General features: G+C 72.2%; 23 protein-coding genes. 7 read left to right on the plus strand and 16 right to left on the minus strand.

Annotated features, from left to right (window positions below; genetic code table 11):
* The first annotated feature begins 12 nt into the window (after nt 1-12).
* Nucleotides 13-864, plus strand: a complete 852-nt coding sequence (locus AOM07_RS08495; RefSeq protein ID WP_084830207.1) for an IS3 family transposase — start codon at nt 13-15, stop codon at nt 862-864.
* A gap of 242 nt (nt 865-1,106) precedes the next feature.
* Here AOM07_RS08495 and pheT read toward each other — a convergent pair whose 3' ends face one another.
* From pheT to AOM07_RS08520, 5 genes are all read right to left on the minus strand, one after another.
* The gene (pheT, locus tag AOM07_RS08500) at nt 1,107-3,689 is read right to left on the minus strand and encodes a phenylalanine--tRNA ligase subunit beta (protein ID WP_062312794.1); all 2,583 of its coding nucleotides are present in this window, start codon (nt 3,687-3,689) and stop codon (nt 1,107-1,109) included.
* Complete coding sequence (gene pheS, locus AOM07_RS08505; RefSeq protein ID WP_062312796.1) at nt 3,689-4,774, minus strand: phenylalanine--tRNA ligase subunit alpha; 1,086 nt, start codon at nt 4,772-4,774, stop codon at nt 3,689-3,691. Before pheS ends, pheT begins: the two co-directional genes overlap by 1 nt.
* Nucleotides 4,775-5,012: 238 nt before the next feature.
* On the minus strand, nt 5,013-6,524 hold the full coding sequence (locus AOM07_RS08510; RefSeq protein ID WP_062312798.1) for a GGDEF domain-containing protein: 1,512 nt from the start codon (nt 6,522-6,524) through the stop codon (nt 5,013-5,015).
* Between the two features lie 24 nt (nt 6,525-6,548).
* Complete coding sequence (locus AOM07_RS08515; RefSeq protein WP_062312800.1) at nt 6,549-7,004, minus strand: hypothetical protein; 456 nt, start codon at nt 7,002-7,004, stop codon at nt 6,549-6,551.
* Nucleotides 7,005-7,014: 10 nt separating this feature from the next.
* The gene (locus AOM07_RS08520) at nt 7,015-8,769 is read right to left on the minus strand and encodes a GGDEF domain-containing protein (RefSeq protein WP_169748144.1); all 1,755 of its coding nucleotides are present in this window, start codon (nt 8,767-8,769) and stop codon (nt 7,015-7,017) included.
* A gap of 185 nt (nt 8,770-8,954) precedes the next feature.
* On the opposite strand from AOM07_RS08520, the gene AOM07_RS08525 reads away from it, so the two are divergent.
* Nucleotides 8,955-10,454 carry an HNH endonuclease gene (locus AOM07_RS08525; protein ID WP_062312804.1) on the plus strand — a complete coding sequence of 500 codons (1,500 nt, stop codon included), beginning with the start codon at nt 8,955-8,957 and terminating at the stop codon, nt 10,452-10,454.
* Between the two features lie 289 nt (nt 10,455-10,743).
* Here AOM07_RS08525 and AOM07_RS08530 read toward each other — a convergent pair whose 3' ends face one another.
* The 4 genes from AOM07_RS08530 to infC all read right to left on the minus strand — a co-directional run bounded on the left by AOM07_RS08530 (nt 10,744) and on the right by infC (nt 12,966).
* Nucleotides 10,744-11,595 (minus strand): TrmH family RNA methyltransferase, encoded by an 852-nt coding sequence (locus tag AOM07_RS08530; protein WP_062312806.1) that lies wholly within the window; start codon nt 11,593-11,595, stop codon nt 10,744-10,746.
* Nucleotides 11,596-11,623: 28 nt separating this feature from the next.
* Entirely contained in the window at nt 11,624-12,004 is a 381-nt protein-coding gene (gene rplT / locus AOM07_RS08535) for a 50S ribosomal protein L20 (RefSeq protein WP_062312808.1), read from the minus strand.
* Nucleotides 12,005-12,041: 37 nt separating this feature from the next.
* On the minus strand, nt 12,042-12,236 hold the full coding sequence (gene rpmI, locus AOM07_RS08540) for a 50S ribosomal protein L35 (protein WP_062294442.1): 195 nt from the start codon (nt 12,234-12,236) through the stop codon (nt 12,042-12,044).
* Nucleotides 12,237-12,330: 94 nt separating this feature from the next.
* Entirely contained in the window at nt 12,331-12,966 is a 636-nt protein-coding gene (gene infC / locus AOM07_RS08545; RefSeq protein ID WP_082101645.1) for a translation initiation factor IF-3, read from the minus strand.
* Between the two features lie 414 nt (nt 12,967-13,380).
* On the opposite strand from infC, the gene AOM07_RS15015 reads away from it, so the two are divergent.
* The 5 genes from AOM07_RS15015 (at nt 13,381) to AOM07_RS08570 (ending at nt 16,645) form a co-directional block, all read left to right on the plus strand.
* A complete protein-coding gene (locus AOM07_RS15015; RefSeq protein ID WP_062313046.1) occupies nt 13,381-13,683 on the plus strand; it encodes a DUF1844 domain-containing protein in 303 nt (100 codons plus the stop codon).
* Nucleotides 13,684-13,787: 104 nt separating this feature from the next.
* Nucleotides 13,788-14,537, plus strand: coding sequence for a hypothetical protein (locus AOM07_RS08555; protein WP_062312812.1), 750 nt, complete (start codon nt 13,788-13,790; stop codon nt 14,535-14,537).
* Nucleotides 14,534-15,283 (plus strand): S1 family peptidase, encoded by a 750-nt coding sequence (locus AOM07_RS08560; protein ID WP_228374413.1) that lies wholly within the window; start codon nt 14,534-14,536, stop codon nt 15,281-15,283. The genes AOM07_RS08555 and AOM07_RS08560 overlap by 4 nt, the downstream gene beginning before the upstream one ends.
* Nucleotides 15,284-15,420: 137 nt before the next feature.
* Nucleotides 15,421-15,942 carry a hypothetical protein gene (locus AOM07_RS08565; protein WP_062312814.1) on the plus strand — a complete coding sequence of 174 codons (522 nt, stop codon included), beginning with the start codon at nt 15,421-15,423 and terminating at the stop codon, nt 15,940-15,942.
* A complete protein-coding gene (locus AOM07_RS08570; protein WP_062312816.1) occupies nt 15,935-16,645 on the plus strand; it encodes a S1 family peptidase in 711 nt (236 codons plus the stop codon). The genes AOM07_RS08565 and AOM07_RS08570 overlap by 8 nt, the downstream gene beginning before the upstream one ends.
* 18 nt (nt 16,646-16,663) lie before the next feature.
* Here the strand turns inward: AOM07_RS08570 and AOM07_RS08575 are convergent, their stop codons facing one another.
* From AOM07_RS08575 to AOM07_RS08605, 7 genes are all read right to left on the minus strand, one after another.
* Nucleotides 16,664-17,389 (minus strand): SseB family protein, encoded by a 726-nt coding sequence (locus tag AOM07_RS08575; protein ID WP_062312818.1) that lies wholly within the window; start codon nt 17,387-17,389, stop codon nt 16,664-16,666.
* 31 nt (nt 17,390-17,420) lie between these two features.
* Nucleotides 17,421-17,912 (minus strand): hypothetical protein, encoded by a 492-nt coding sequence (locus AOM07_RS08580; protein WP_156171891.1) that lies wholly within the window; start codon nt 17,910-17,912, stop codon nt 17,421-17,423.
* An 88-nt stretch (nt 17,913-18,000) separates the two neighbouring features.
* Entirely contained in the window at nt 18,001-18,738 is a 738-nt protein-coding gene (gene priA, locus AOM07_RS08585) for a bifunctional 1-(5-phosphoribosyl)-5-((5-phosphoribosylamino)methylideneamino)imidazole-4-carboxamide isomerase/phosphoribosylanthranilate isomerase PriA (RefSeq protein ID WP_062312823.1), read from the minus strand.
* 43 nt (nt 18,739-18,781) lie between these two features.
* Nucleotides 18,782-19,438 (minus strand): imidazole glycerol phosphate synthase subunit HisH, encoded by a 657-nt coding sequence (gene hisH / locus AOM07_RS08590; RefSeq protein ID WP_062312825.1) that lies wholly within the window; start codon nt 19,436-19,438, stop codon nt 18,782-18,784.
* Complete coding sequence (locus AOM07_RS08595) at nt 19,435-19,887, minus strand: hypothetical protein (protein ID WP_062312827.1); 453 nt, start codon at nt 19,885-19,887, stop codon at nt 19,435-19,437. The genes hisH and AOM07_RS08595 overlap by 4 nt, the downstream gene beginning before the upstream one ends.
* Nucleotides 19,884-20,483, minus strand: coding sequence for an imidazoleglycerol-phosphate dehydratase HisB (gene hisB, locus AOM07_RS08600; protein ID WP_062312829.1), 600 nt, complete (start codon nt 20,481-20,483; stop codon nt 19,884-19,886). The genes AOM07_RS08595 and hisB overlap by 4 nt, the downstream gene beginning before the upstream one ends.
* Nucleotides 20,480-21,574, minus strand: a complete 1,095-nt coding sequence (locus AOM07_RS08605) for a histidinol-phosphate transaminase (protein ID WP_062312831.1) — start codon at nt 21,572-21,574, stop codon at nt 20,480-20,482. Before AOM07_RS08605 ends, hisB begins: the two co-directional genes overlap by 4 nt.
* Between the last annotated feature and the right edge of the window lie 51 nt (nt 21,575-21,625).

Here is a 21,625-nt window from a genome sequence, read left to right on the forward strand (position 1 = left end):
CTCGTCCAGGAGTTGGCCGCCGACGGCTTCGACGTCGCGGTGGCGTGCCGGGTCCTGAAGGTCTCCCGTACCGGCTACTACGCCTGGCGGACCCGTCCGCCGTCGGCGCGCGCCGTCGCCGACGAAGCGCTGACGACCACGATCGAGCGCATCCATCTGGACTCCCGCGGCACCTACGGCGCACCCCGCGTCCACGCCGAGCTGCGGCTCGGTCTGGGAGTGCGTGTGGGGCGCAAGCGCGTCGCCAGGCTCATGCGGACCGCCGATTTGCAGGGCGTATGCCACCGCAGGAAGCGTCGAGGCTGGAAGCCGGCCCCGGTCCCGCACGACGACCTCGTCAAACGCCAGTTCCGTGCCGACCGCCCCAACCGGCTGTGGTTCTGCGACATCACGCAGCACCGCGCGAAGGACGGCTGGGTCTACTGCGCAGGCGTCATCGACGCCTACTCCCGACGCATCGTGGGCTGGTCGATCTCGGACCGCATCACCGCGGACATCGTCGTCGACGCCCTCGACATGGCCCGCTGGCAACGCCGACCCCAACCGGGCACGATCGTCCACGCGGACCGAGGAGCCCAGTACACGTCCTGGGTCTTCGGGCATCGACCACGCCAGGCCGGACTGCTCGGGTCGATGGGGCGAGTCGCTTCGAGCGTGGACAACGCCCTGATCGAGTCGTTCTGGTCGACCATGCAGCGCGAGCTGCTCGACCGCCACGACTGGGATACCCGCACCGAGCTCGCATCCGCGATGTTCGAGTGGATCGCGGGGTTCTACAACCCTCGCCGCCGCCATACCTCGCTCGGGGACCTCAGCCCCGTCAAGTACGAAGCCCTTCACACCCGTGCCGCCATCGCGGCATGATCAACACACCACCCGTGTCCACGAGACCGGGTCAGGCTCCGGATGAAGTTGTGGCGTGCACGGCCTGACGAATGCGGCAGCCTTGGTGGAGGGCCCACGACACAGTCTTGGTGCGATCAGCTGATCGCTCTGTCGATCCGCGGACCCATCAACACGCTTGGATGACGTGATGGTCCCCGACGGGGGGCGGCCGGCAGGGATTCCTGTCGGCCGCCATCAGTGAGTTCCCCATGGGGCTTGAGTCAGCGCAGGACGGCCCCGAACTTCTCCCCTGCCTCCGCGATGATCGCGTTGCGGACCTCGAGCACCTCGTCGGCCGAGAGCGTGTGGTCCGCGTCGCGCATCCTCACGTTGATGGCCAGCGACTTCTTGCCCTCGCCGATCTGCTCGCCCGTGTAGACGTCGAACACGCGCGCGTCCTCGACCAGCCCATCCCCAGCGGAGATCACGGCGTCGACGAGCGAGCCCGCAGTCACGGAATCAGGAACCACGAACGCGAAGTCCTCCTTCGCCAGCACCTGGCCGGACACGGGCGACGCCGTCACCAGCACGCCCTCGGACTCGTCGATCAGCGGGTCGAGCAGCAGCTCGAACGCGACCGTGCGCGCGGGCAGGCCGAGGTTCTCGCAGACCTTGGGGTGCACCTCGCCGGCCACGCCGACGATCTGGCCCTCGAGCCGGTAGACCGCCACGCGGCCCGGGTGGAACGGAGCCGTCGACTGACGCTCCCCCGCCTCGTTCGAGATCTCGAGCACCACGCCGCACGCGCGCTCGACCTTCTCGACCATTGCCATCGCGTCCGTCCAGCGCCACGGGGTGGCGTGGCCGTCCCAGCCCGCGGAGACCCGGTTCCCGGCCATGACGCCGGCGACGCGCCGCACCTGGCCGGGGATGGCCTCGTTGAGCGCCTCGACGTCGTCCGGCGTGATGGACGTGCCCGAGTAGGTCGCCGGGATGGCGCCCACGAGGCGGCCCAGGTACGCGCGGCCCGTCTCGTACAGCGCCACGTCCTGCGCGCCGCGTCCGAGGTTGACCTTCACCGCGTCCACGAGCGTCTCGAGGATCGCGGTGCGCAGCAGCGGCTGCTCGGCCGACAGCGGGTTGGCGAGGCGGATGACGTCGCGACGCACGTCGTCCGCGGGCAGCATCACCTCGTCGAGGCGCGCCTCCGAGATGAACGGGTACGTGAGCACCTGCGTGAGGCCGGCCTCGGCGAGCGAGCGCGCCACCGACTTCCGGACCAGCTGCGAGTGCGTGTAGCCGCGCCCCGGAGGCGCGACGGGCAGCACCGACGGCAGGCCCTCGTAACCCTGCAGACGCGCGACCTCCTCGACCAGGTTGATCGGGCCCTCGAGGTCCGCACGCCACGTCGGGCGCGTGATGATGAGCACCTCGCCGTCGCGCTCCACCTGGCAGCCCACCTGCTCGAGCGAGTCGATGACCTGCTCGGCCGTGTAGGGCACGCCCACGATGCGCGACGGGAAGTCCCAGTCCATCTCGATGGGCTCCACGGCCGGGACGTTGTCGACGTCCGTGTAGACCTCCTCGATCACTCCCCCGCCGAGCTCGACCAGCAGGTTCGCCGCACGCTGCACCGCGACGGGCGGTAGCGCGGTGTCCACCGCGCGCTCGAAGCGGCGCGAGGCCTCCGAGCCCAGCTTGTGACGACGGGCCGTGCGCGCGACGGAGATCGGGTCGAAGTGCGCGCCCTCGAGGAGCACGTCGGTCGTCGACTCCGACACCTCGGTGAGCGCGCCGCCCATGACGCCGGCGATGCCGATGGCGCGCTCGGCGTGGCCGCCGAGCGAGTCCGTGATGAGCAGGTCCTCGCCGTGCAGGACGCGCGTCGCATCGTCCAGCGTGACGATGCTCTCCGCGGGCCGCGCACGACGCACCACGATGGGCGCGGTGAGGGTCGCGAGGTCGTACGCGTGCAGCGGCTGGCCCAGCTCGAGCATGACGTAGTTGGTGACGTCCACGGCGAGCGAGATCGAGCGCATGCCTGCGGCCTCGAGGCGGGTCTTCATCCACGTGGGCGACGACGCTGAGGGGTCGAAGCCACGCACGATGCGGGCGACGAACCGGTCGCAGCCGACGTTGCCGCGCACGGGCGCCTCGTCCTCGATGAGGATCGGGAAGCCCTCGCCCGCCTCGCCCGAGACGGGCAGGCCCGCGGGGTCGGTGAACGATGCGCCGGTCGCGTGACCGTACTCGCGCGCCACGCCGCGGATCGAGAACGAGTAGCCGCGGTCGGGCGTGACGTTGATCTCGATGGTCTTCTCGTCGAGGCCGAGGAGCGCGATCGCGTCCTGGCCCGGCGTCAGCTCGGAAGCGTCGAAGCCCATCTCGGTCAGCACGATGATGCCCGAGTGGTCGTCGCCGAGACCGAGCTCCTTCGACGAGCAGATCATGCCGTCCGACCAGTGGCCGTACGTCTTGCGGCCCGAGATCGGGAACGGGCCGGGAAGGGTCGCGCCGGGCAGCACGACGACCACCCAGTCGCCCTCGACGAAGTTGTGCGCACCGCAGACGATGCCCTTCGACGACGGGTAGTCGACCTTGTTGTCGGGCTTGTGGCCGGGGCCCTCGGGGTCGTTGTGGGAGCCGACGTCCACGCGGCAGTAGTTGATGGTCTTGCCGTTGGACTGCTCCTCCTTGACCAGCGACATCACGCGGCCGACGACGAGCGGTCCCTCGACACCCGAGCCGTGGATGCCCTCCTCCTCGAGGCCCACGCGGGCGAGCGAGGTGGCGATGTCCACCGGCGTGGCATCGGGCACCAGGGCAACCGACTCCGCGAGCCAGCTGAGCGGAATCTTCGGCATCAGATCTCCATCCCGAACTGCTGAGAGAAGCGCACGTCGCCCTCGACCATGTCGCGCATGTCGGTGACGTTGTGGCGGAACATCAGGGTGCGCTCGATCCCCATGCCGAACGCGAACGCGGTGTACTTCTCCGGGTCGATCCCGGCGGCGCGGAGCACGTTGGGGTGCGTCATGCCGCACCCGCCCCACTCGATCCAGCCGGTGCCGCGGCACGTGCGGCACGCCGCGTCGTCCCCGCCGCACACGAAGCAGCGCAGGTCCATCTCCGCGCTGGGCTCGGTGAAGGGGAAGAAGGCCGGTCGCAGGCGCGTGATCGCGTCGGGCCCGAAGAGCGCACGCGCGAAGTGGTCGAGCGTGCCCTTGAGGTGGGCCATGGTGAGGCCCTTGTCGATCGCGAGGCCCTCGATCTGGTGGAACACCGGCGTGTGGGTCGCGTCGAGCTCGTCGGTGCGGAACGTCTTGCCCGGGCACACGACGTAGATGCCGCGGCCCTCGTCGAGCGAGTCGCGACGCTCGAGCGCCGCGCGCACCTGCACCGGCGAGGTGTGGGTGCGCAGCAGCAGGCCGGACGACGGCGGGTCGATGAAGAACGTGTCCTGCATCTCGCGCGCCGGGTGGTCCGGGTCGAAGTTGAGGGCGTCGAAGTTGAACCACTCCGCCTCCATCTCCGGGCCCTCGGCGACCTCCCAGCCCATCGACACGAACAGGTCGCACATGCGCTCCTGCATCGTCTCGATGGGGTGGCGCGCGCCGGGGGTCTGGCGCGAGACGGGCAGCGTGACGTCCACGGCCTCCTCGACCAGGACGCGCGCGTCGCGCTCGGCCTCGAGCTCCGCGGTGCGCGCGGCGAGCGCGCGGCCCATGGCGGCGCGGGCGGCGCCCATGGCCTTGCCGGCGGCGGCCTTGTCGGACGGCTCGAGCCCGCCGATCTGGCGGTTGGCGAGCGTCAGCGGCGCCTTGTCGCCGGTGTGGGCGAGCCGCGCCTCCTTGAGCTCGTCCAGGGTGGATGCCGCGGCGAACGCGGCGAGCGCGGCCTGGACCGCGGCGTCGACGCCCGCGGCGTCGAGCGGGGAGAGTTCAGTCATGGATGGCCCTTCACAGCCTCGAAAACAACCGGGGGAAGTCTAGCGGGAGCGCGGGCAGGTCCGGCGGCTGGGCGCGGAGGGACGATGCGGGCGCGGGCATGCGGTCAGGCCCGGGGGATCTCCCCGGGCCTAGAGAAAGAGGCGCACGGCGGCGCGACGCGTGATGCGGGCCAGGCTCGTGCTCATGCGGCCACGGTAGCAGGACGATGCGCGGCGCCGGTAGGACGGGCGGCACGCCTCAGGCGGGCGCGCCCTCGTACGCGACCCCCTTGGTGGTGCGCTTGCCGGCCATCATCGCGTCGTCCGCGGCGCGCACGAGCGCGGGCAGGCGGTACTCGCCCGCGGTGGTGTCGACCCAGCCGGCGCTCACGCCGACCTCGAAGCGGTCCCCCACCGCGCGCTCGCGGGTCATGTGCGCGCTCGTGCGGAGCCGCTCGACCGCGGTGGCGGAGTCCTCGTCCGCGCTGAGCCACAGCACGGCCGCGAACTCGTCGCCGCCGAGACGGCCGACCACGTCCCGCGGGCCCGACGCCCGGGCGAGGCCGTCCGCGACGGCGCGCAGCGCATCGTCCCCCAGCTCGTGCCCGGCGCCGTCGTTGACGGACTTGAAGTTGTCGAGGTCGAAGACGGCGACCGCGACGACGGTGCCCCGGCGGCGCGCGGCCTGGAGGACGTCGTTGCCGCGCACCTCGAAGTGGTGGCGGTTGCTCAGCCCGGTGAGCGCGTCGGTGCGGGCGCGGACGGAGACCTCGCCGGCGGGGCGGCGCAGGGCCCACAGCAGGAGGCTCATGATGAGCGTCACCACCACGATGACGACCGTGTAGAGCAGCATCGTGCGATCGAGCGACGCGATGGCCGGGAGCACCTCGTCGCCGTCGACCACGACGGTGAGGGTCCACGGCAGGCTGGCGCTCACGGGCCGCTGGTACGTCACCACCTCGGTCACCGCGACGGTGCCCTCGGATGCCTGCTCGGTCGCCGCATCGTCCGGCAGCGCGAGCCCGGGCACGCCCGCGAGCGCGACGCCGTTCTCGCCCACGAGCGAGGCCTCGCCGTAGCTGGCCGCGGGCGACGCGGCCAGCAGGCGCGTGAAGATCTCGGAGTCGAGGCGCACCGACACCAGGGCGACCGTGGCGCCGGTCGCGTCGCGCGCGGCCATGGACGCGTGGACGACGGTGCGGCCGACCTCCGGGACGCGCTCCGGGTCGCTCCACACGACGTCGGTCGACCAGCGTGCCTCGTCGAGCCAGGCGCGCTCGGGTCGCGCGCGCTGCGGGGCGTCGCCGCGGGCCTCGACGGGCTCGAGGGACTCGTCGAGCACGGTGACGTCGACGGTGCCGTCCGCGCCGATGGTGCGGAACACGAAGCCGGGCTCGCGGCGGTCGATCTCGGTCTCGGAGCCGTCCTCCGCGAGGACGGTGATCGCCGCGATGGTGGACTGGCCGTCCATGAGGCGGCCGAGCTCGTCGAGCATGCGGGACGGGTCGTCGAGGAGGGCGCCGTCCGCGCCGATCGCACCCGCGACGGTGCGCACGGTGGCCTCGGCGGGCCGCGTCGCGCCCTCGAGCTGCACGGCGGTCGCGTCGCCCACGAGCGTGGTGCCCTCGATCGCGGCGTGCGCCGAGTCCGCGGTCACGCTCTCGCGCACCACCACCGTCGTGAGGCCGATGATCACCAGCGCCGCGATGACGACGCCGAACGCCCACGGCAGCGGGTCCGAGGGGCTGCGGACGGCGAGGCGGCGGGACATGGCCGGGGTGACGTCGCTCTGGACCTAGAAGAGGAAGCTCGGCACGCCGATCAGGGTGAGGGCCATGGCCATCACCGCCGTGTTGACGAGCGGCAGGCCCAGGCGCAGACCCATCGGCATCTGCGGGTTCTTCACCAGGATGATGTTGGTGAGGAGCATGAGCACCGTGAGGATCGCGCCGACGAAGCCCCACAGGAGCAGGACCACCGGCGCGAACATCGCGACCTTGACGGCGGGCTCGACGTGGGCGCCCATCTTGAGGATCGGCTCGCCCTCGAAGCGCAGGGTCTGGAAGCCGGGGATGACGCCGTTGGCGGACAGGGTCGCGGTCTTGCCGTTGCGCATCGGGATGGGCCAGCGGCCGCGCGTGCGCTTCACCACCTGGCCGTCGATGCGGACCTTGTAGAGGAGTCCCAGCACACCGTCGACCTCGACCTTGCCGCGCGCTCCGGGGATGTCGAGCCGGCGCGTGTTCTCCATGGGTCCTCCCTCAGTTCCCGGGGAGACTATCAGCCTGATGCGGGCGCCCCTCGGCACCCTCGCCTTCCTCGGTCCGGTCCGGCCCGCTGGTCGCGTCGCCGGTCGCTTGCCGGGCCGACGCATCGTCCGCCCGCCCGGCCGCCGCATCGTCCCGCGACGATGCGCTGCCCGCCGCGTGCCCGTACGCGTACGTGCGGCCCTTGCGGACGCGCTTGCCGGCGACGAGCGCCTCGTCGGCGGCGGTCTGGAGGTGGTGGGCGTCGTAGCCGACGTCGCCCGTGGTCGCGAAGCCGGCGGTGGCGCCGACGCCGGATGCGCCGGCGAAGGACTCGTGGATCGCGGTGGCGACGTCGTCGCGGAGGCGGCGCGCGAGTTCGACGGGCGAGCCGCGCTCCCCCAGGCGCATGACGACGACGAACTCGTCGCCGCCGACCCGCGCCGCGACGTCGCGCACGCGCACGGACTCGAGGAGCGTGTCGCCGACGGCCGCGAGGACCACGTCGCCCGCATCGTGCCCGTGGTCGTCGTTGACCTGCTTGAAGTTGTCGAGGTCGAGCGCGATGAGGAGGACGGTGTCCTCGGTGTGCTCGGCGGAGCGCAGGATCGCGCGCAGGCGGCGCGTGTACTCGTAGCGGTTGGCGAGGCCGGTGAGGGCGTCGGTGGCGGCGCGCACGCGCAGGGTGCGGATGGGGCGCCACAGGCGCAGGGCGACCGCGGCGGCGGCCATCACCATGACGATCGAGATGATGGTCACCCAGGAGGAGGCGCGCTTGAAGTCGTCGATCGAGGGGGTGAGGTCGGCGGCGCTGGCGTCGAGGTGGAGGACCCAGTCGAGGCCGGTGTCGGGGTCCATGGTGCGCTCGAGGCTGACGGTGTCGTCGCGCGTGCGGATGGCGTCGCCCTCGTCGTCGAGGGTGCTCGGGGCGACGGTGGGGAGGCCGAAGTCCCCGGCGTCGGGCAGGCCCTGGGTCTCGTCGAGGAGGGCCTCGAGCTCGTCGCGCCGGGCGGTGGGGGCGGCGACGATGGTGCCGTCGCCGGTGAGGATGAAGGCGCGGGCGTCGGCGCCGATGGGGATGTTCTCGAGCAGCGCGCCCAGGCGGTCAAGGTCGAGGTCCGCGCCGACCACCGCGGCGAGCTCGCCGTCGACCGTCACGGTCATCGCGGGCGAGACCACGATCTCGCCGGTGCGGACGGAGATGTACGGGTCCGTCCAGACGATGCCGTCCGCGGCGACCGCGTCCTCGTACCAGGGGCGCGTCTCGGCGGTGTAGTCGACGAAGCCGCCGTCGCGGCCGGTCTCGTCGAGGTTCTCGTCGAGGTCGATGCGCTCGAAGGCCGAGCCGCCGCCCGCGACGGGCGCGACGTCGAGGCGCGTGTAGCCGGAGTCGGCGCCGGCGAGGGCGATGAGGTTGCCCTCGGTGTCCGCGACGAAGATGGTGCCGACGGCGGGCTCGCGGTCGAGGCGGCTGGCGAGCGCGCGGACGAGGGCGTCCTCGTCCATGGCGCCGCCGCGGCGGACGAGCTCCGACGCGGTGCCCTCGACGACGTCCTGGGCCGACCCGGCGAAGTCGCCCACGCGCTCCGACATGAGGTCGCCGACGTACGTGTACGTGTCCTCGGCCGCGGCCTGCAGGGCACGGTCCGCGAGCACGGCGTTGAGGATCGAGGTGGCCATCTGGCCGATGAGGACCGTGGCGATGATGACCACGGCGACGATGACGCCGCGCGAGCGCGCCATCCGCAGCCTCAAGGTCCCGAACCACATGTCTCTATTGTCCGTTCTCCGCCGTGCGCACCGGGCGGAACCAGGGGTGGTCTTCGTCACAGGGTGTCTCTTTGGGGGTGGCCTGGCCGGCATTCTCCCCCGGCGCGCGGGGGCTCTCGCGACTGTCCACCATCCGCCCTGTGGAGAACGTCCGAATTGTCTGACCCTGGTGGTGGACTTGTCCCATGGCGATCTCCACGGCCCGGCTCGAGACCTCGGTCGAGGGCGCACGCGGGCTGGACGGAGCGGACCCGCGGGAGATGACGCGAGACGCTCTCCTCGACGGGGAGGCGGCGGCCGCGGCGGTGATGGCTGCGGCCAAGGTCGTCTACGCAGCGTTCGCGGCGGAGATCTCGCTGCGCTCCACGGGAGGAGCGATCGGGCTGGCCCGTCAGGAGGGCTTCTCGACGGCGGAGCGCATGATCGGGAGTCGCGCGGGCGTCTCGCCCGCCGAGGCGCGGCGGCTCGTCGAGGCGGGGCTCGCGATGCTGCCGCCCGAGCCCAATCCCGATCCTGGGCCGGATCCGGATCCGCAGCCGAACGGCACACCCGACCCGTCGCCCGACGACCCCGACGAGGGCTCGGGCGAGGGATCTGACGACGACGAGGACCTGGACGACGCGCCCCTCTCCCCCGTCGGCGAGGCGCTGCGCGCGGGACTCATCGGACCGGAGGCGGCGTCGCTCATCGTCCAGACCCTCGAGGGGATGGACGATGCGGCGGCGGCCGTGATCGAGGAGCGCCTGGTGAAGAAGGCGTTCCGGCTGGACATCCCGGACCTGCGTCGCGCGTGTCAGCGCGAGCGGGAGTCCTACGACCACCAGCGCTTCCTCGAGGACGAGCGGCGGCGACGCGAGGCACGCCACCTGCTCGTCCGCCAGGACGCGGACGGCATGGTGACGCTGACGGGCCGCTTCGACGCGGCGACCGCGCTGCCCATCGTGGCGTGGCTCGACGCCCAGGTGAAGGACTCGTTCCAGCGCCGGCGCGACCGCGAGCTCGACGATCATCGCACCGCCGGCCAGATCCGCGCCGATGCGCTCGCCGACCTCGCCCAGCACGGCCTCGACTGCTCGTCCATGACCACCGGCGTGAAGACCACCGTCGTGGTGCATGTGGACCTCGAGGACCTGCGCCGAGGCTCGGGGCTGGTCGATACGGAGCACCTGTCGACGCGCCTCAGCATCGAGTCGCTCCGCGCGATGCTGGCGGACGCGGGCGTGATCCCGGCGGTCATGGGCGGCCCGTCGGTGCCGCTCGACCTGGGACGACGGGAGCGGCTCTTCACGCGCTATCAGAAGCTCGCCCTCGCCCGCCGGGACGGGGGCTGCGCCTGGCGCGGGCGCCCGCCGGCCTGGTGCGACGCCCACCACATCCTCGACTGGAGCAAGGGCGGCCGCACGGACCTCAGCAACGGGGTGCTGCTCTGCCGCTCGTGCCATGTGCAGCTGCACGCCACGGGATGGGAAATCGTGGTGAGGGACGGCCAGGTGTGGTTCATCCCGCCTCCCGAGGTGGACCCGTCGCGGGAGCCGCGGATCGGCGGCAGCGCCCGCGTGGACTCGGTACCGCCGGACACCGGTCGACCGCCGCCGACGGGGAGCTCACCGCCGATCTCACCCTCCTCCGCCCAGGGGGTGAAGGCCTCGGCACCCACCCGAGGCGCGCCCGCGGGGCTGTTCTAGGGGTGGGGTGCGCGAGTCGGCGCACCGGTGTTGTCACATGCTTGAGCTTGTGCTCGCCAGGTCTGGGCGCGCCAGGTCTTGGTCGCGTCGCGTGGTCGCGTGGTCGCCATCAGCCAGGACGCTAGGCACGATGCACGATGCGCGGTCGCCGGTCGCTGCTCGCAGGAACGCCCTTCGACGGGATGCCGGGCGTCGAGACGCGAGGCACACTGCGCCGTCGCAGGTCGCCGGTCGCCGTCGCCGGTCGCCGTCGCCGGTCGCCGGTCGCCGGTCGCCGGTCGCCCAGACCCTACGCGTGCTGCGCGGTCGCCGAGGCGTAGAGGCACACCGCGGCGGCCGTGCCGAGGTTGAGGCTCTCCGCGTGGCCGTGGATGGGGATGCGGACCACGGCGTCCATGAGCTCGAGCTCGTCGGGGCGCAGGCCCCACGCCTCGTTGCCGAACACCCACGCGGTGGGACCCGCGAGCGACTCCGAGCCGCCCGCGCCGGCGCCCGCGGTCGGGTCGCCCAGCAGGTCCTCACCCGAGCCGTCCGCGGCCAGGACCGTGAGCCCCGCCGCACGCAGCGCGTCCACGGCCTCCGCGAGCGGCGCACGCGCCACCGGCAGGTGGAAGAGGCTGCCCGCGGTCGAGCGGATCACCTTGGGGTTGCCGGGGTCGACCGACTCGCCGGCGAGCACGACCGCATCCGCGCCCGCGGCGTCGGCGCACCGGATGACGGTGCCGGCGTTGCCCGGGTCGCGGACGTTCGAGAGCACGGCGACCAGCTTCGGCGCGGCGGCGACCACGTCGTCGAGCGACGTGCCGGTCGAGTCGAGCACAGCCACCACGCCCTGCGCGTCGGCGCTCATCGCGTCGAGCACCGCGTCGGTGCCGAGGTGCACGTAGAGGTCGGCGGCGAGCGCCTCCGCGGCGATCTCGGGGTAGCGCAGCGACGCGTCGGGCGAGAGGTAGACGTCGCGGACCCGCGGGGCGGCGAAGCGCACGGCCTCGCGCACGCCCTGCGGGCCCTCGACGAGGATGGCACCCGCCCGCGAACGCGCAGAACGCCCCGCCAGGGCCGCGACTCTCTTGACCCGTTCCGCCTTCGGATTCGAAAGCGTGACGGAGAGGTCTGCAGGCCCGGCGGGGCGTTCTGTCATGCGGCGGGTGCCTTCCTGGAGAGGCGTCTTACGCGGCGGGCGCGTTGACGTCGGCCGGGAGGGCCTTCTTCGCCGTCTCGACGAGGGTCGCGAACGCGGCCTCGTCGTTCACCGCGAGCTCGGCGAGCATGCGGCGGTCCACCTCGATGCCAGCGGCCTTGAGGCCCTGGATGAAGCGGTTGTAGGTCATGCCGTTCGCACGGGCCGCAGCGTTGATGCGCTGGATCCACAGCTTGCGGAAGTCGCCCTTGCGCTTGCGGCGGTCGTTGTACGAGTAGACGAGGGAGTGGGTGACCTGCTCCTTCGCCTTGCGGTAGAGGCGCGAGCGCTGGCCGCGGTAACCCGCAGCGCGCTCGAGGGTCGTCCGGCGCTTCTTCTGGGCGTTGACCGCCCGCTTGACGCGTGCCATTTCAGTTCTCCTAAAGGTACGTGTGAGAGGGCGGGGCTTACTTGCCCAGCAGCTTCTTGATCTTCTTCGAGTCGGCGTCCGACAGGATCTGGTCCTGGGCCACGCGGCGCTTGCGCGAGGAGTGCTTCTCCTCGAACTTGTGGACGTTCATCGCCGAGGCGTGCTTCACCTTGCCGGTGCCGGTGAGCTTGAAGCGCTTCTTGGCACCCGAGTGGGTCTTGTTCTTGGGCATTGCTGCCTCTCCTTCTAGGTCTGGCCGGGCCCGGTGGAGCCCAGCACGTTTCACGGGCGGCTGGCGCCCGAAGCCTGTATGCGTCTCGCGACGACTACTCGGCGGCCGACTCCTCGGCCACCTCGGCACCCTTGTGCGGCGCCTTGCGCTCCTCACGCGCGGCCGCCTCGGCGGCCTTGCGCTCCTCACGCACCTTGCGCTGCTCCTCCTTGGCCTCCGCCTTCTTCTTCAGCGGACCCAGGACCAGCGACATGTTGCGGCCCTCCTGGTTCGGCGCGTTCTCCACGACGCCGAACTCCTGGACCTCCTCCGCGAGCTTCATCAGCAGACGACGACCGAACTCCGGACGGGACTGCTCACGACCGCGGAACATGATCGTGACCTTGACCTTGTCGCCACCCTTGAGGAAGCGGACGACGTGACCCTTCTTGGTCTCGTAGTCGTGGTCGTCGATCTTGAGGCGGAAGCGCATCTCCTTGATCTCGGTGTTGGCCTGGTTGCGCCGGGCCTCACGCGCCTTGACCGCCGCCTCGTACTTGAACTTTCCGTAGTCCATGAGCTTGACGACGGGAGGACGCGAGTTGGGCGCCACCTCGACCAGGTCGAGCTCGGCGTCCTGCGCCAGACGGAGGGCATCCTCGATTCGGACGATGCCGACCTGCTCGCCCTTCGGACCGACCAGACGGACCTCGGGGACACGGATGCGCTCGTTGATGCGCGGCTCGTTGATAGCGGCTCCTTACCGTTGCTTCCTGTGCGACCTCCCGGCCGGCACCCGCCCCAGAAACGGGAAAAGGCCCCTGCCCGAACACGAGCAGAGGCCACCGCAGCAACGACGGCCCGTCCATACGGCGGCCGCCGGAACCGAGACCCTGGTCCTCATGGTCCTAGGGTGGGAGGTGGACTCCACTTGCGTGTTGCGACACCTGCCGCAACCGGTCGATGCACCAGAATAGCAAGCATGAGCAGCAATGACCAGGCAGCAGGTCCCGGTGCGTCCGGATCCGACCCCGGCGAGACCGCCGCAACGGGCCAAGAAGCATCCGTCGAGGGCGTCCCCGAGGGTCTTCCCCGGCACGTCGCGGGGGACGATGCGGCGGGCGCCGCGGGGGACGATGCGGGCCTCGCGGAAGCGGCGCGCGACATCGCGGACGTCGGCGCCGTGGAACTTATCACGACGGTGAGCGTTCATCTCCTGAGTGCCGCCGCGCTCCGGTGCGGACTGGCGGAGGAAGGCGAGGACCTCAAGGACCTCGACGAGGCGCGGACGATCATCAACGCGCTTGCGGGACTCGTCACCGCCGCCGCCCCGGACTTGGGTGACACTCACGCGCGCGTCCTGCGAGACGGGCTGCGGAGCGTACAGTTGGCATTCCGGGAGGCCTCGGTGGTCCCGGACAGGCCTGGAGACGGGCCCGGCGAGAAGTACACGGGGGCGGTCACGTAGTGACGACTGGGGAGGACAGCCGTCGAGGCGTCGCGAGGGGCGACCTCGCTACGTCGGCGAGCCCTCCCGAGGGCCTCGACCGGCCCCGCCTCCCCTTCCTCCCCGTGAACGACGAGCGCCAGGACGCCTCCGACCCGACCGACCACGTCGACACCGACGAGATCCCGGTCGTGGGCGCGCCGCTCCGTCACGACGACATCGGCCTCACGGTCCCCGATCAGGAGCCGGGCTTCGACGACGCGCACCGCTTCGGCGAGGACGACGACGCCGACCCCGTGGTCGCCGACGAGGACGACGAGACCGACGCCGAGGCCGAGGCCGAGGCGGCCTACGCGCATCGTCCCCGCCCGGTCGGGCTCCTCGTCACCGTCGCCCTCCTCAGCGTGCTGCTCCTCACCGCCTCGGCGCTCATCGCGTACCTGTGGCGCGTGTCCGAGGCCTGGGAGGAGCGCGTGGTCGAGATCACCGAGTTCAGCTACGGGCTCGGCTCCGACCTCGCGACCGAGCGCGACACCCTCACCACCACGCAGGAGCAGCTCGCCCTCGTCTCGGACCAGCTCGCCGCCTCGAAGGACACCGTGAGCCGCCTCCAGGCGGAGAACGCGCAGTGGGGCGACGATGCGGCGTACGCGCAGGAGCAGATCGCCGGCCTGCAGGAGATCATCACGGACGCGACGTCGGTGGCGAACTCGCTCGGCCGCTGCATCCAGGGCCACGAGCAGCTCGCCGAGTACCTCGCCAACCCCGACGACCTCAAGCCCAAGGAGCTGCGCAGCTTCGAGCAGAGCGTCGACGAGCTGTGCCAGGCCGCCGCCGACGCCAACCTCGAGTTCCAGCAGTCGGTGGCTCCGTGATCCGCACCCGGATCGCGGCCCTCTCCCTCGCCGGCGCCCTCGCGCTCACCGGCTGCGCCGCGCTGCCCCAGGCGCCCGGCGCGATGCCCGACGACTTCGTGCCCGAGCCCTCCACCTCGCCCGGCGAGGTCGCGGTCGCGCTCTCCCCCGACGGCTTCTCGGCGGCGCAGCGCATGACCGTGCGCGTGCGCAACGTCGGCTGCGGGTTCATCGCAACCGGCACCGGCTTCGCGCTCGACGACCACACGCTCGTCACCAACCGTCACGTCGTCGCGGACGCCAAGCGCATCACGCTGACGACGTACGACGGTCGCTCGATCGCGGCGACCGCCGCCTCGAGCACCACCGTCGCGGACATCGCGATCATCACGACCGAGGAGTCGCTGGGCTCCTCGTACGCCGAGCGCGCCGAGGAGGACCCCGCGGAGGGCGACGTCATCACCGTGGTCGGGTACCCGAACGGCGGCCGCCTCACCACCTCCGCCGGCGTGGTGCTCGGCGCGACGACGGACCCGCTCGGCGGCGCGGTCGGCACCGTCCTCGCCACGAGCGCGAAGGTCGAGCAGGGCTCGTCCGGATCGCCGGTGCTCGACGAGGGCGGCCGGGTCGTCGGCGTCATCTACGCGAAGAACTTCTCGAACCAGAGCTTCATCGTGCCGATCTCCACGCTCAACACGCTCCTGAGCGAGGCCTCGCTGTTCGTGCCCGAGTCGACCTGCACGTCCTCGAGCCTGGGATCGACGTGACCGAGCGGGATCCTCGCGGGGACGGGTGGTCGCCGGAGCCCGCGGACGAGCGCTCGCCCGGTCCCGCACCGTCGGCCGGACCCGAGCCAGCGCCCGACGGTGTGTCGGCGGAGGGTGAGACGCCCGCGCCCGGACCCATGCCCGACACCGCCTCCGACGCCACCCTCACCCCGGATCCCGAGTCCACGGCCGCCCCTGCCCCCGCCCGCCGCCGGGGCCTCGCGATCGGCCTCGCGCTGAGCCTGGTCGCGGTGGTCGCGCTCGCCGTGCCGCTCGCGCTGCTCGCCTCCGCCCGGTCCGCCTGGGAGGGACAGAACGCCGACCTCCGGGACCACGTCGAGTCGCTCACCGACGAGATCTCGGACCAGAACGCGCGCATCGCCGAGCTAGAGCAGACCGAGGCGCAGCTCGAGACGCTCAAGAAGGAGTACTCGTCGGCGGTCAACCAGGGCGCCCAGGGCACGGAGCTCGTCGAGGAGCTCGAGGACATCGCCGACGCCTACGACACGTGCATCGAGGCCCAGCAGGAGCACTTCGACGTGCTCCGCAACTCCGAGCTCTACGTGGAGTCGAGCATCGACGAGTCCGAGCGGTCGATCATCGACTTCTGCGACGAGGTGTCCGCCGCCTACCGCGACTTCCGGGAGAAGCATGGCTGAGCGGCGCCGCCTCGGCGTCGCGGCCCTCGCCGTCGCCGCAGGAGTCGCGCTCGCCGCGTGCGCGCCGCTCGCTCCCCCGCCCTACGCCACCCCGACGCCGGTCGAGGCCACGGCCACCGCATCGTCCGCCGACGGCTTCACCGACTCCGAGCGCATCGCGCTGCGCGTGTGGGCCATCAGTTGCGACGCGTACCGCAACGGCACCGCGTGGATGCTCGACGAGACCCACGCGGTCACCAACAGGCACGTCGTGCGCGACACGACGCTCATCCAGCTGACCGACTACCAGGGGCGCGAGTACCGCGTCGCGTCAGCGGAGTACTCGACCGAGGACGACCTCGCGCTCATCACGATCGACGGCACGTTCCCCGAGGCCGCGACGATCGGCGAGGAGGAGCCCGCGATCGGCGACGACCTCACGGTCAGCGGCTACGCGCTCGGCGGGCCGCTCGCATCCGTGACCGGGCCCTACGTCGACCTTCGCGTGAACGACCTCGACCCCACGGGCGCCGAGATCTACTACCTGCGGCTGCTCGCGCGCGAGGGCAACTCGGGCTCGCCGGTGACCGACGCGGCCGGCGACGTGGTGGGCGTCGTCTTCTCGTCGGACGGAGAGAAGTACGCCGGCGCCGTCACCCTCCCGCGCCTCGAGGCCTTCCTCGCGGACGATGCGGAGCGCACCGAGGTCGACGCGTCCTGCTGAACGCCCGGACGGGTGGGGCTACGCCTGCGCGAGACGCAGCTCGACGCTGTCGACGCGCTGCGCGACCACGTTGGAGCGCGCGAGGTCGTGCTGGACGCGCTCGACGACCGCGTTCACCTCGGGCTGCGTGAGGCCCGCGACCAGCCGCAGGACGATCGCGACCTCGGCGCCGCGGCCCGCGACCGCGTCGACGCCGCGCAGCGCATCGTCCAGCGCGACGGCCTCGGCGACGGCCGCACGGATGTCGTCCGCGACCTCGCCGTCGACGACCGCGGGGCGCCACGGCTCGCCCTGCCCGAGCGCCCACACCGCGGGGCGCGGGATGAGCACGGTCTCCATGCCGGGGTTGAGCACGAGCGCGCTCCAGCCCTCCGCGACCGCGGCGAGCGCCGCGCGCGGGCCCTCCGCGGGGATGGGGCGGGCGCGCTCGCTCCACGCCTTGACGGCGTCGACGTCCGTGAACACGGGCAGCGCGGTGCGGCCGTCGGGCATCTCGACCGCGACGACGCCGGTCGAGGCGACCTCGTCCTGCTCGAGCCCGTGCTTGCCGACGACGCGCTTCTCCCCCGACGCCATCACGGGGATGAGCACGCGCGCGTAGGCGAGCGCGTCCACGACGTCGGCGAGCGGCGTCTTGCCGTGCGAGAAGCGGATGAGGGCCTGGGCGAGGCGCGCGTCGGCGCTGCCGTCGTCGTCCGAGAAGATCGACTCCGGGATCTCCTTGCGGGGCTCGTCGTCGCTCATGGGTCCCAGCCTAGAGGCAGGCGCCGACCGTTCAGAGACCCGCGAGCGTGTCGAGATCGCCGATGACGCCGTCCGGGGTCGACAGCAGCCCCGGCTCGCCCTCGACGCGCGCCCAGCGGCACCCGTACGCGTCGACGACGATGCGGGTGAGGTCCTCGCCGTCGGCGAGCGTGAGCAGGTAGGTGGGCCCGAGCTCGAGGGTGCAGGGTCGGGTGAGGTCTGCGGGCTCGAGCGCGTCGACGATCTCGCGGACCCCGTCGAGGTCCTCGATGGGCGCGGGCCCCTCGGCCAGCGTCCACTCCTCGCCCAGGGCGTAGACGCACAGCCACGCGGCGTCGAACGGGCCGATGTCGGGGGCGGACGCCGCCGCCTCGGGTGTGCCGGCCTCGGGCGTGATCGTGTCGGGGCACGTCGGCGTCGCGGTCGCGCCGCCCGACGGGCCGCCGCCGGCGTCATCGGCCGCGCTGCACCCGGCCAGCACCGCGATCGCCATCGCCGCCACGGCCATCCCCCGCCCGCGCATCGTCGCCCCTCTCGACACCTCCACCGTATCGAGGCTCGGCCTGCGAGGCGCGAGCCGCCGGGTGCGGCGGGCGCTGCGGCGGCGGCCGCTACGGGCGGCCCGCGACGTCGAGCGCCTGCGGGAGCGTGAAGTTGCCGTTGTAGAGCGCCTTGCCCACGATCGCGCCCTCGATGCCGGCGCCCGTGAGGGTGCGCAGGGCGGCGATGTCGTCGAGCGAGCTGATGCCTCCGCTCGCGACCACCGGCGCGTCGGTGGCCTCGCACACCTGCTGGAGGAGCTCGAGGTTCGGGCCGGACAGCATGCCGTCCTTCTTGACATCCGTGACGACGTAGCGGGCGCAGCCGGCGGCGTCGAGGCGCGCGAGCACCTCCCACAGGTCGCCGCCCTCGCGGGTCCAGCCGCGGCCGGCCAGCGTGGTGCCGCGCACGTCGAGGCCCACCGCGATGCGGTCGCCGTACGCGTCGATCGCGCGGGCCGTCCACTCGGGGTTCTCGAGGGCGGCGGTGCCGAGGTTGACGCGCGCGCAGCCGGTCGCGAGGGCGCGCTCGAGCGACTCGTCATCGCGGATGCCGCCGCTCATCTCGACCTTGACGTCGACCGCCTTGACCACGCTCGCGAGCAGCTCGGCGTTGGAGCCGCGCCCGAAGGCCGCGTCGAGGTCGACCAGATGGATCCACTCGGCGCCGCCGTTCACCCAGTCCTGCGCAGCGGACAGCGGGTCGCCGTAGCTGGTCTCGGAGCCGGCCTCGCCCTGCGTGAGGCGGACGGCCTGGCCGTCCGCGACGTCGACGGCGGGCAGGAGCTCGAGGCGGGGGGTCTCGGTCATGGCTTCCTCTCGGGAGGGGTGGACGATGCGAGGGTACCGGGGATTACAGCGTCTCAACCCAGTTGCGCAGCAGCTGGAGGCCGGCCTCGCCCGACTTCTCCGGGTGGAACTGGGTCGCCATGAGCGGGCCGTTCTCGACGGCGGCGACGAAGCGGTCCTCGTCGCCCTCGCGCCCGGCGGTCGACCACGTGACGAGCGGCGCCGCGAAGCGGCCCGTGTCCTCGGTGGTGCCGAGCGGGAACGCGCGCGCGCCGTACGAGTGCACGAAGTAGAAGCGCTCGTCCTCGACGCCGTTGAACAGCGTGGATCCCTCGGGAGGCTCGACGGTCGCCCAGCCCATGTTGGGCACCACGGAGGTCTGAAGCAGCTCGACGGTGCCGGGCCACTGGTCGAGGCCCTCGGACTCGGTGCCGTGCTCGACGCCGCGCTCGAACATCACCTGCATGCCGACGCAGATGCCGAGCACGGGCCGGCCGCCGGACAGGCGCCGTCCCACGATCTGGTCGCCGCGCGCCTCCTTGAGGCCGGTCATGACGGCCTCGAAGGCGCCCACGCCGGGGACGACGAGGCCGTGCGCGTGCTCCGCGACCACGCGGTCCGAGGTGAGCTCGACGCGCGCGCCCACGTGCTCGAGGGCGCGGGTGGCGGAGCGGACGTTGCCGAAGCCGTAGTCGAAGACGCAGACGAGGGGCTGGGTCATGCGCCCATCTTCTTCCGCAGCGCGTTCGTCTCCTTGATGAGCTCGCGGTAGGCCTTGATGCGGCCGACATCCGTGCTGTGGACCTTGTCCTCGTGCGTCTCCGCGATCTCCTCGAAGGTGGAGGCGCGCGTGAGCAGCGAGGTCACCACGCCGGGCGAGTCCGCGAGCGCGAGGCCCGCGGGGACCTCGCGGTCGACCGCGCCGGCCTTCCACACCTGCACGCGGACGTTGCCCTCGCGGCTCTCCGCGAGCATGAACTCGGGTCCCTTGATGAAGGCGGACACCGTCCGGGCGGCCTTCTCCGCGGACTCGGGCGACGCATCGTCCAGGATCGCGATCGGTCCGCCGCTCGTCTCGAGCACGTGGCCGCCGATCTTGTTCACCGCGCACAGCGCGGTGAGGAAGCGGGGACGCGGGATCGGGGTGAGGATGATCGCGACGTCGCTCACAGGGCTCCCTTGGTCGAGGGGATGCCGGTGACGCGCTCGTCCTTCTCGACGGCGAAGCGCAGCGCGCGGGCGAGCGCCTTGAACTGGGCCTCGACGATGTGGTGCGGGTCGCGGCCCGCGAGCACGCGCATGTGCACGCAGATGCCCGCGTGGTGCGCGATCGACTCGAGCGCGTGGCCCGTGAGCGAGCCCGCGAAGTTGCCGCCGATGAGGTGCGTGGCCTGGCCGACCGGCTCGCCCACGTGGACGAAGTACGGGCGCCCGGACACGTCGACGACGCACTGTGCGAGCGCCTCGTCCAGCGGCACGAGCGCGTCGCCGAAGCGCGAGATACCGGCCTTGTCGCCGAGCGCCTGCTTGAGGGCCTCGCCGATGCAGATCGCGACGTCCTCGACGGTGTGGTGCGAGTCGATGTGGACATCGCCCGTGGCGCGGACCGTGAGGTCCATGAGGGAGTGCTTGCCGAGCGCGGTGAGCATGTGGTCGTAGAACGGCACGCCCGTGCTGATCTCGGTGCGGCCGGACCCGTCGAGGTCCAGCTCGACCAGGACGGACGACTCGCTCGTGGTGCGCTCGATGCGACCGGTGCGGCTCATGCAGTGACCTCCAGCAGCGCGCTGCGGAACAGCGCCATCTCCTGCGGCGTGCCGATCGACACGCGCAGCCAACCCTCGGGGCCGGTGACGCGGATGAGGACCCCGCGCGCGAGCAGGCCCTGGAATACCCTCTCACGATCCTCGAACGGGCCGAACAGCGCGAAGTTCGCGTCCGTGTCCGCGACCGTGTAGCCCTGCGCCCGCAGCCACGCGACGGTCTCGTCGCGCTCCGCGCGGATCTCGTCGACCTGCGCCTGGAGCTCGCGGTGGTGCGCGAGCGCCGCGCAGGCCGTCGCCTGGGTGACGGCGCTGAGGTGGTACGGCAGGCGCACCACGCGGAGCACGTCGATGAGCTCCTCGTGCGCGGCCAGATAGCCGAGGCGGCCGCCCGCGAGCGCGAAGGCCTTCGACATCGTGCGGCTCACCGCGAGGTTGGGGTGCTCGGGGATGAGCGAGGCCGCGCTCGGCACGCCCCGGCGGCGGAACTCGGCGTACGCCTCGTCCACGACCACGACGCAGCCGCCCTCGACGTCGTTCGCGGCCGCCATCAGCGCCTCGACGTGCGCGAGCGGCAGCGCGGTGCCGGTGGGGTTGTTGGGGCTCGCGACGATCACCATGACCGGCTGCACCTCGCGGATCGCGGCGGCGGCCGCGTCGACGTCGAGCGTGAAGTCGTCGCTGCGCGGGAAGGTGACGTACTCGGTGAGGGTGTCGCGCGCGTACTCGGGGTACATCGAGTAGGTGGGCGCGAAGCTCAGCACCGTGCGACCCGGGCCGCCGAAGGCCTGGTGGAGGTGGAGCATGACCTCGTTCGAGCCGTTCGCGGCCCAGATGTTGCGCGCCTCGAGGAAGTCGACGTGGCTCTCGGCCGCGAGGTACGTCGCGAGGTCCTGGCGGAGCGACAGGAAGTCGCGGTCCGGGTAGCGGTTGAGGCCCTCGGCCGCCTTGCGCACCGCGGTCGCGATGGCGTCGACCACCGAGTTCGGCGGGGCGTAGGGGTTCTCGTTGACGTTGAGGCGCGCGGCGACCTCGAGCTGGGGCGCGCCGTACGGCTCGAGCCCGGCCAGGTCGGGGCGGATCGGCAAGGTCATGAGGCGATTCTAGTGAGCGTCCGCGCGGCGCCCGAGCGCCGCATCGTCCCT

Origin of the sequence: Demequina rhizosphaerae (assembly GCF_000971255.1) — a bacterium.
GTDB lineage: Bacteria > Actinomycetota > Actinomycetes > Actinomycetales > Demequinaceae > Demequina > Demequina rhizosphaerae.

What these genes read in the sequence shown, in the direction of transcription:
- AOM07_RS08510 (WP_062312798.1), bottom strand. Translation starts at nt 6,524, where the DNA reads ATGTCCCGCCGCCTCGCCGTCCGCAGCCCCTCGGACCCGCTGCCGTGG.
- AOM07_RS08520 (WP_169748144.1), bottom strand. Translation starts at nt 8,769, where the DNA reads ATGTGGTTCGGGACCTTGAGGCTGCGGATGGCGCGCTCGCGCGGCGTC.
- pheT (WP_062312794.1), bottom strand. Translation starts at nt 3,689, where the DNA reads ATGCCGAAGATTCCGCTCAGCTGGCTCGCGGAGTCGGTTGCCCTGGTG.
- hisB (WP_062312829.1), bottom strand. Translation starts at nt 20,483, where the DNA reads ATGAGCCGCACCGGTCGCATCGAGCGCACCACGAGCGAGTCGTCCGTC.
- AOM07_RS08515 (WP_062312800.1), bottom strand. Translation starts at nt 7,004, where the DNA reads ATGGAGAACACGCGCCGGCTCGACATCCCCGGAGCGCGCGGCAAGGTC.
- rplT (WP_062312808.1), bottom strand. Translation starts at nt 12,004, where the DNA reads ATGGCACGCGTCAAGCGGGCGGTCAACGCCCAGAAGAAGCGCCGGACG.
- priA (WP_062312823.1), bottom strand. Translation starts at nt 18,738, where the DNA reads ATGACCGAGACCCCCCGCCTCGAGCTCCTGCCCGCCGTCGACGTCGCG.
- pheS (WP_062312796.1), bottom strand. Translation starts at nt 4,774, where the DNA reads ATGACTGAACTCTCCCCGCTCGACGCCGCGGGCGTCGACGCCGCGGTC.
- rpmI (WP_062294442.1), bottom strand. Translation starts at nt 12,236, where the DNA reads ATGCCCAAGAACAAGACCCACTCGGGTGCCAAGAAGCGCTTCAAGCTC.
- AOM07_RS08525 (WP_062312804.1), top strand. Translation starts at nt 8,955, where the DNA reads ATGGCGATCTCCACGGCCCGGCTCGAGACCTCGGTCGAGGGCGCACGC.
- AOM07_RS08580 (WP_156171891.1), bottom strand. Translation starts at nt 17,912, where the DNA reads ATGCGCGGGCGGGGGATGGCCGTGGCGGCGATGGCGATCGCGGTGCTG.
- AOM07_RS08605 (WP_062312831.1), bottom strand. Translation starts at nt 21,574, where the DNA reads ATGACCTTGCCGATCCGCCCCGACCTGGCCGGGCTCGAGCCGTACGGC.
- hisH (WP_062312825.1), bottom strand. Translation starts at nt 19,438, where the DNA reads ATGACCCAGCCCCTCGTCTGCGTCTTCGACTACGGCTTCGGCAACGTC.
- AOM07_RS08575 (WP_062312818.1), bottom strand. Translation starts at nt 17,389, where the DNA reads ATGAGCGACGACGAGCCCCGCAAGGAGATCCCGGAGTCGATCTTCTCG.
- AOM07_RS08530 (WP_062312806.1), bottom strand. Translation starts at nt 11,595, where the DNA reads ATGACAGAACGCCCCGCCGGGCCTGCAGACCTCTCCGTCACGCTTTCG.
- AOM07_RS08565 (WP_062312814.1), top strand. Translation starts at nt 15,421, where the DNA reads ATGCCCGACACCGCCTCCGACGCCACCCTCACCCCGGATCCCGAGTCC.
- AOM07_RS08570 (WP_062312816.1), top strand. Translation starts at nt 15,935, where the DNA reads ATGGCTGAGCGGCGCCGCCTCGGCGTCGCGGCCCTCGCCGTCGCCGCA.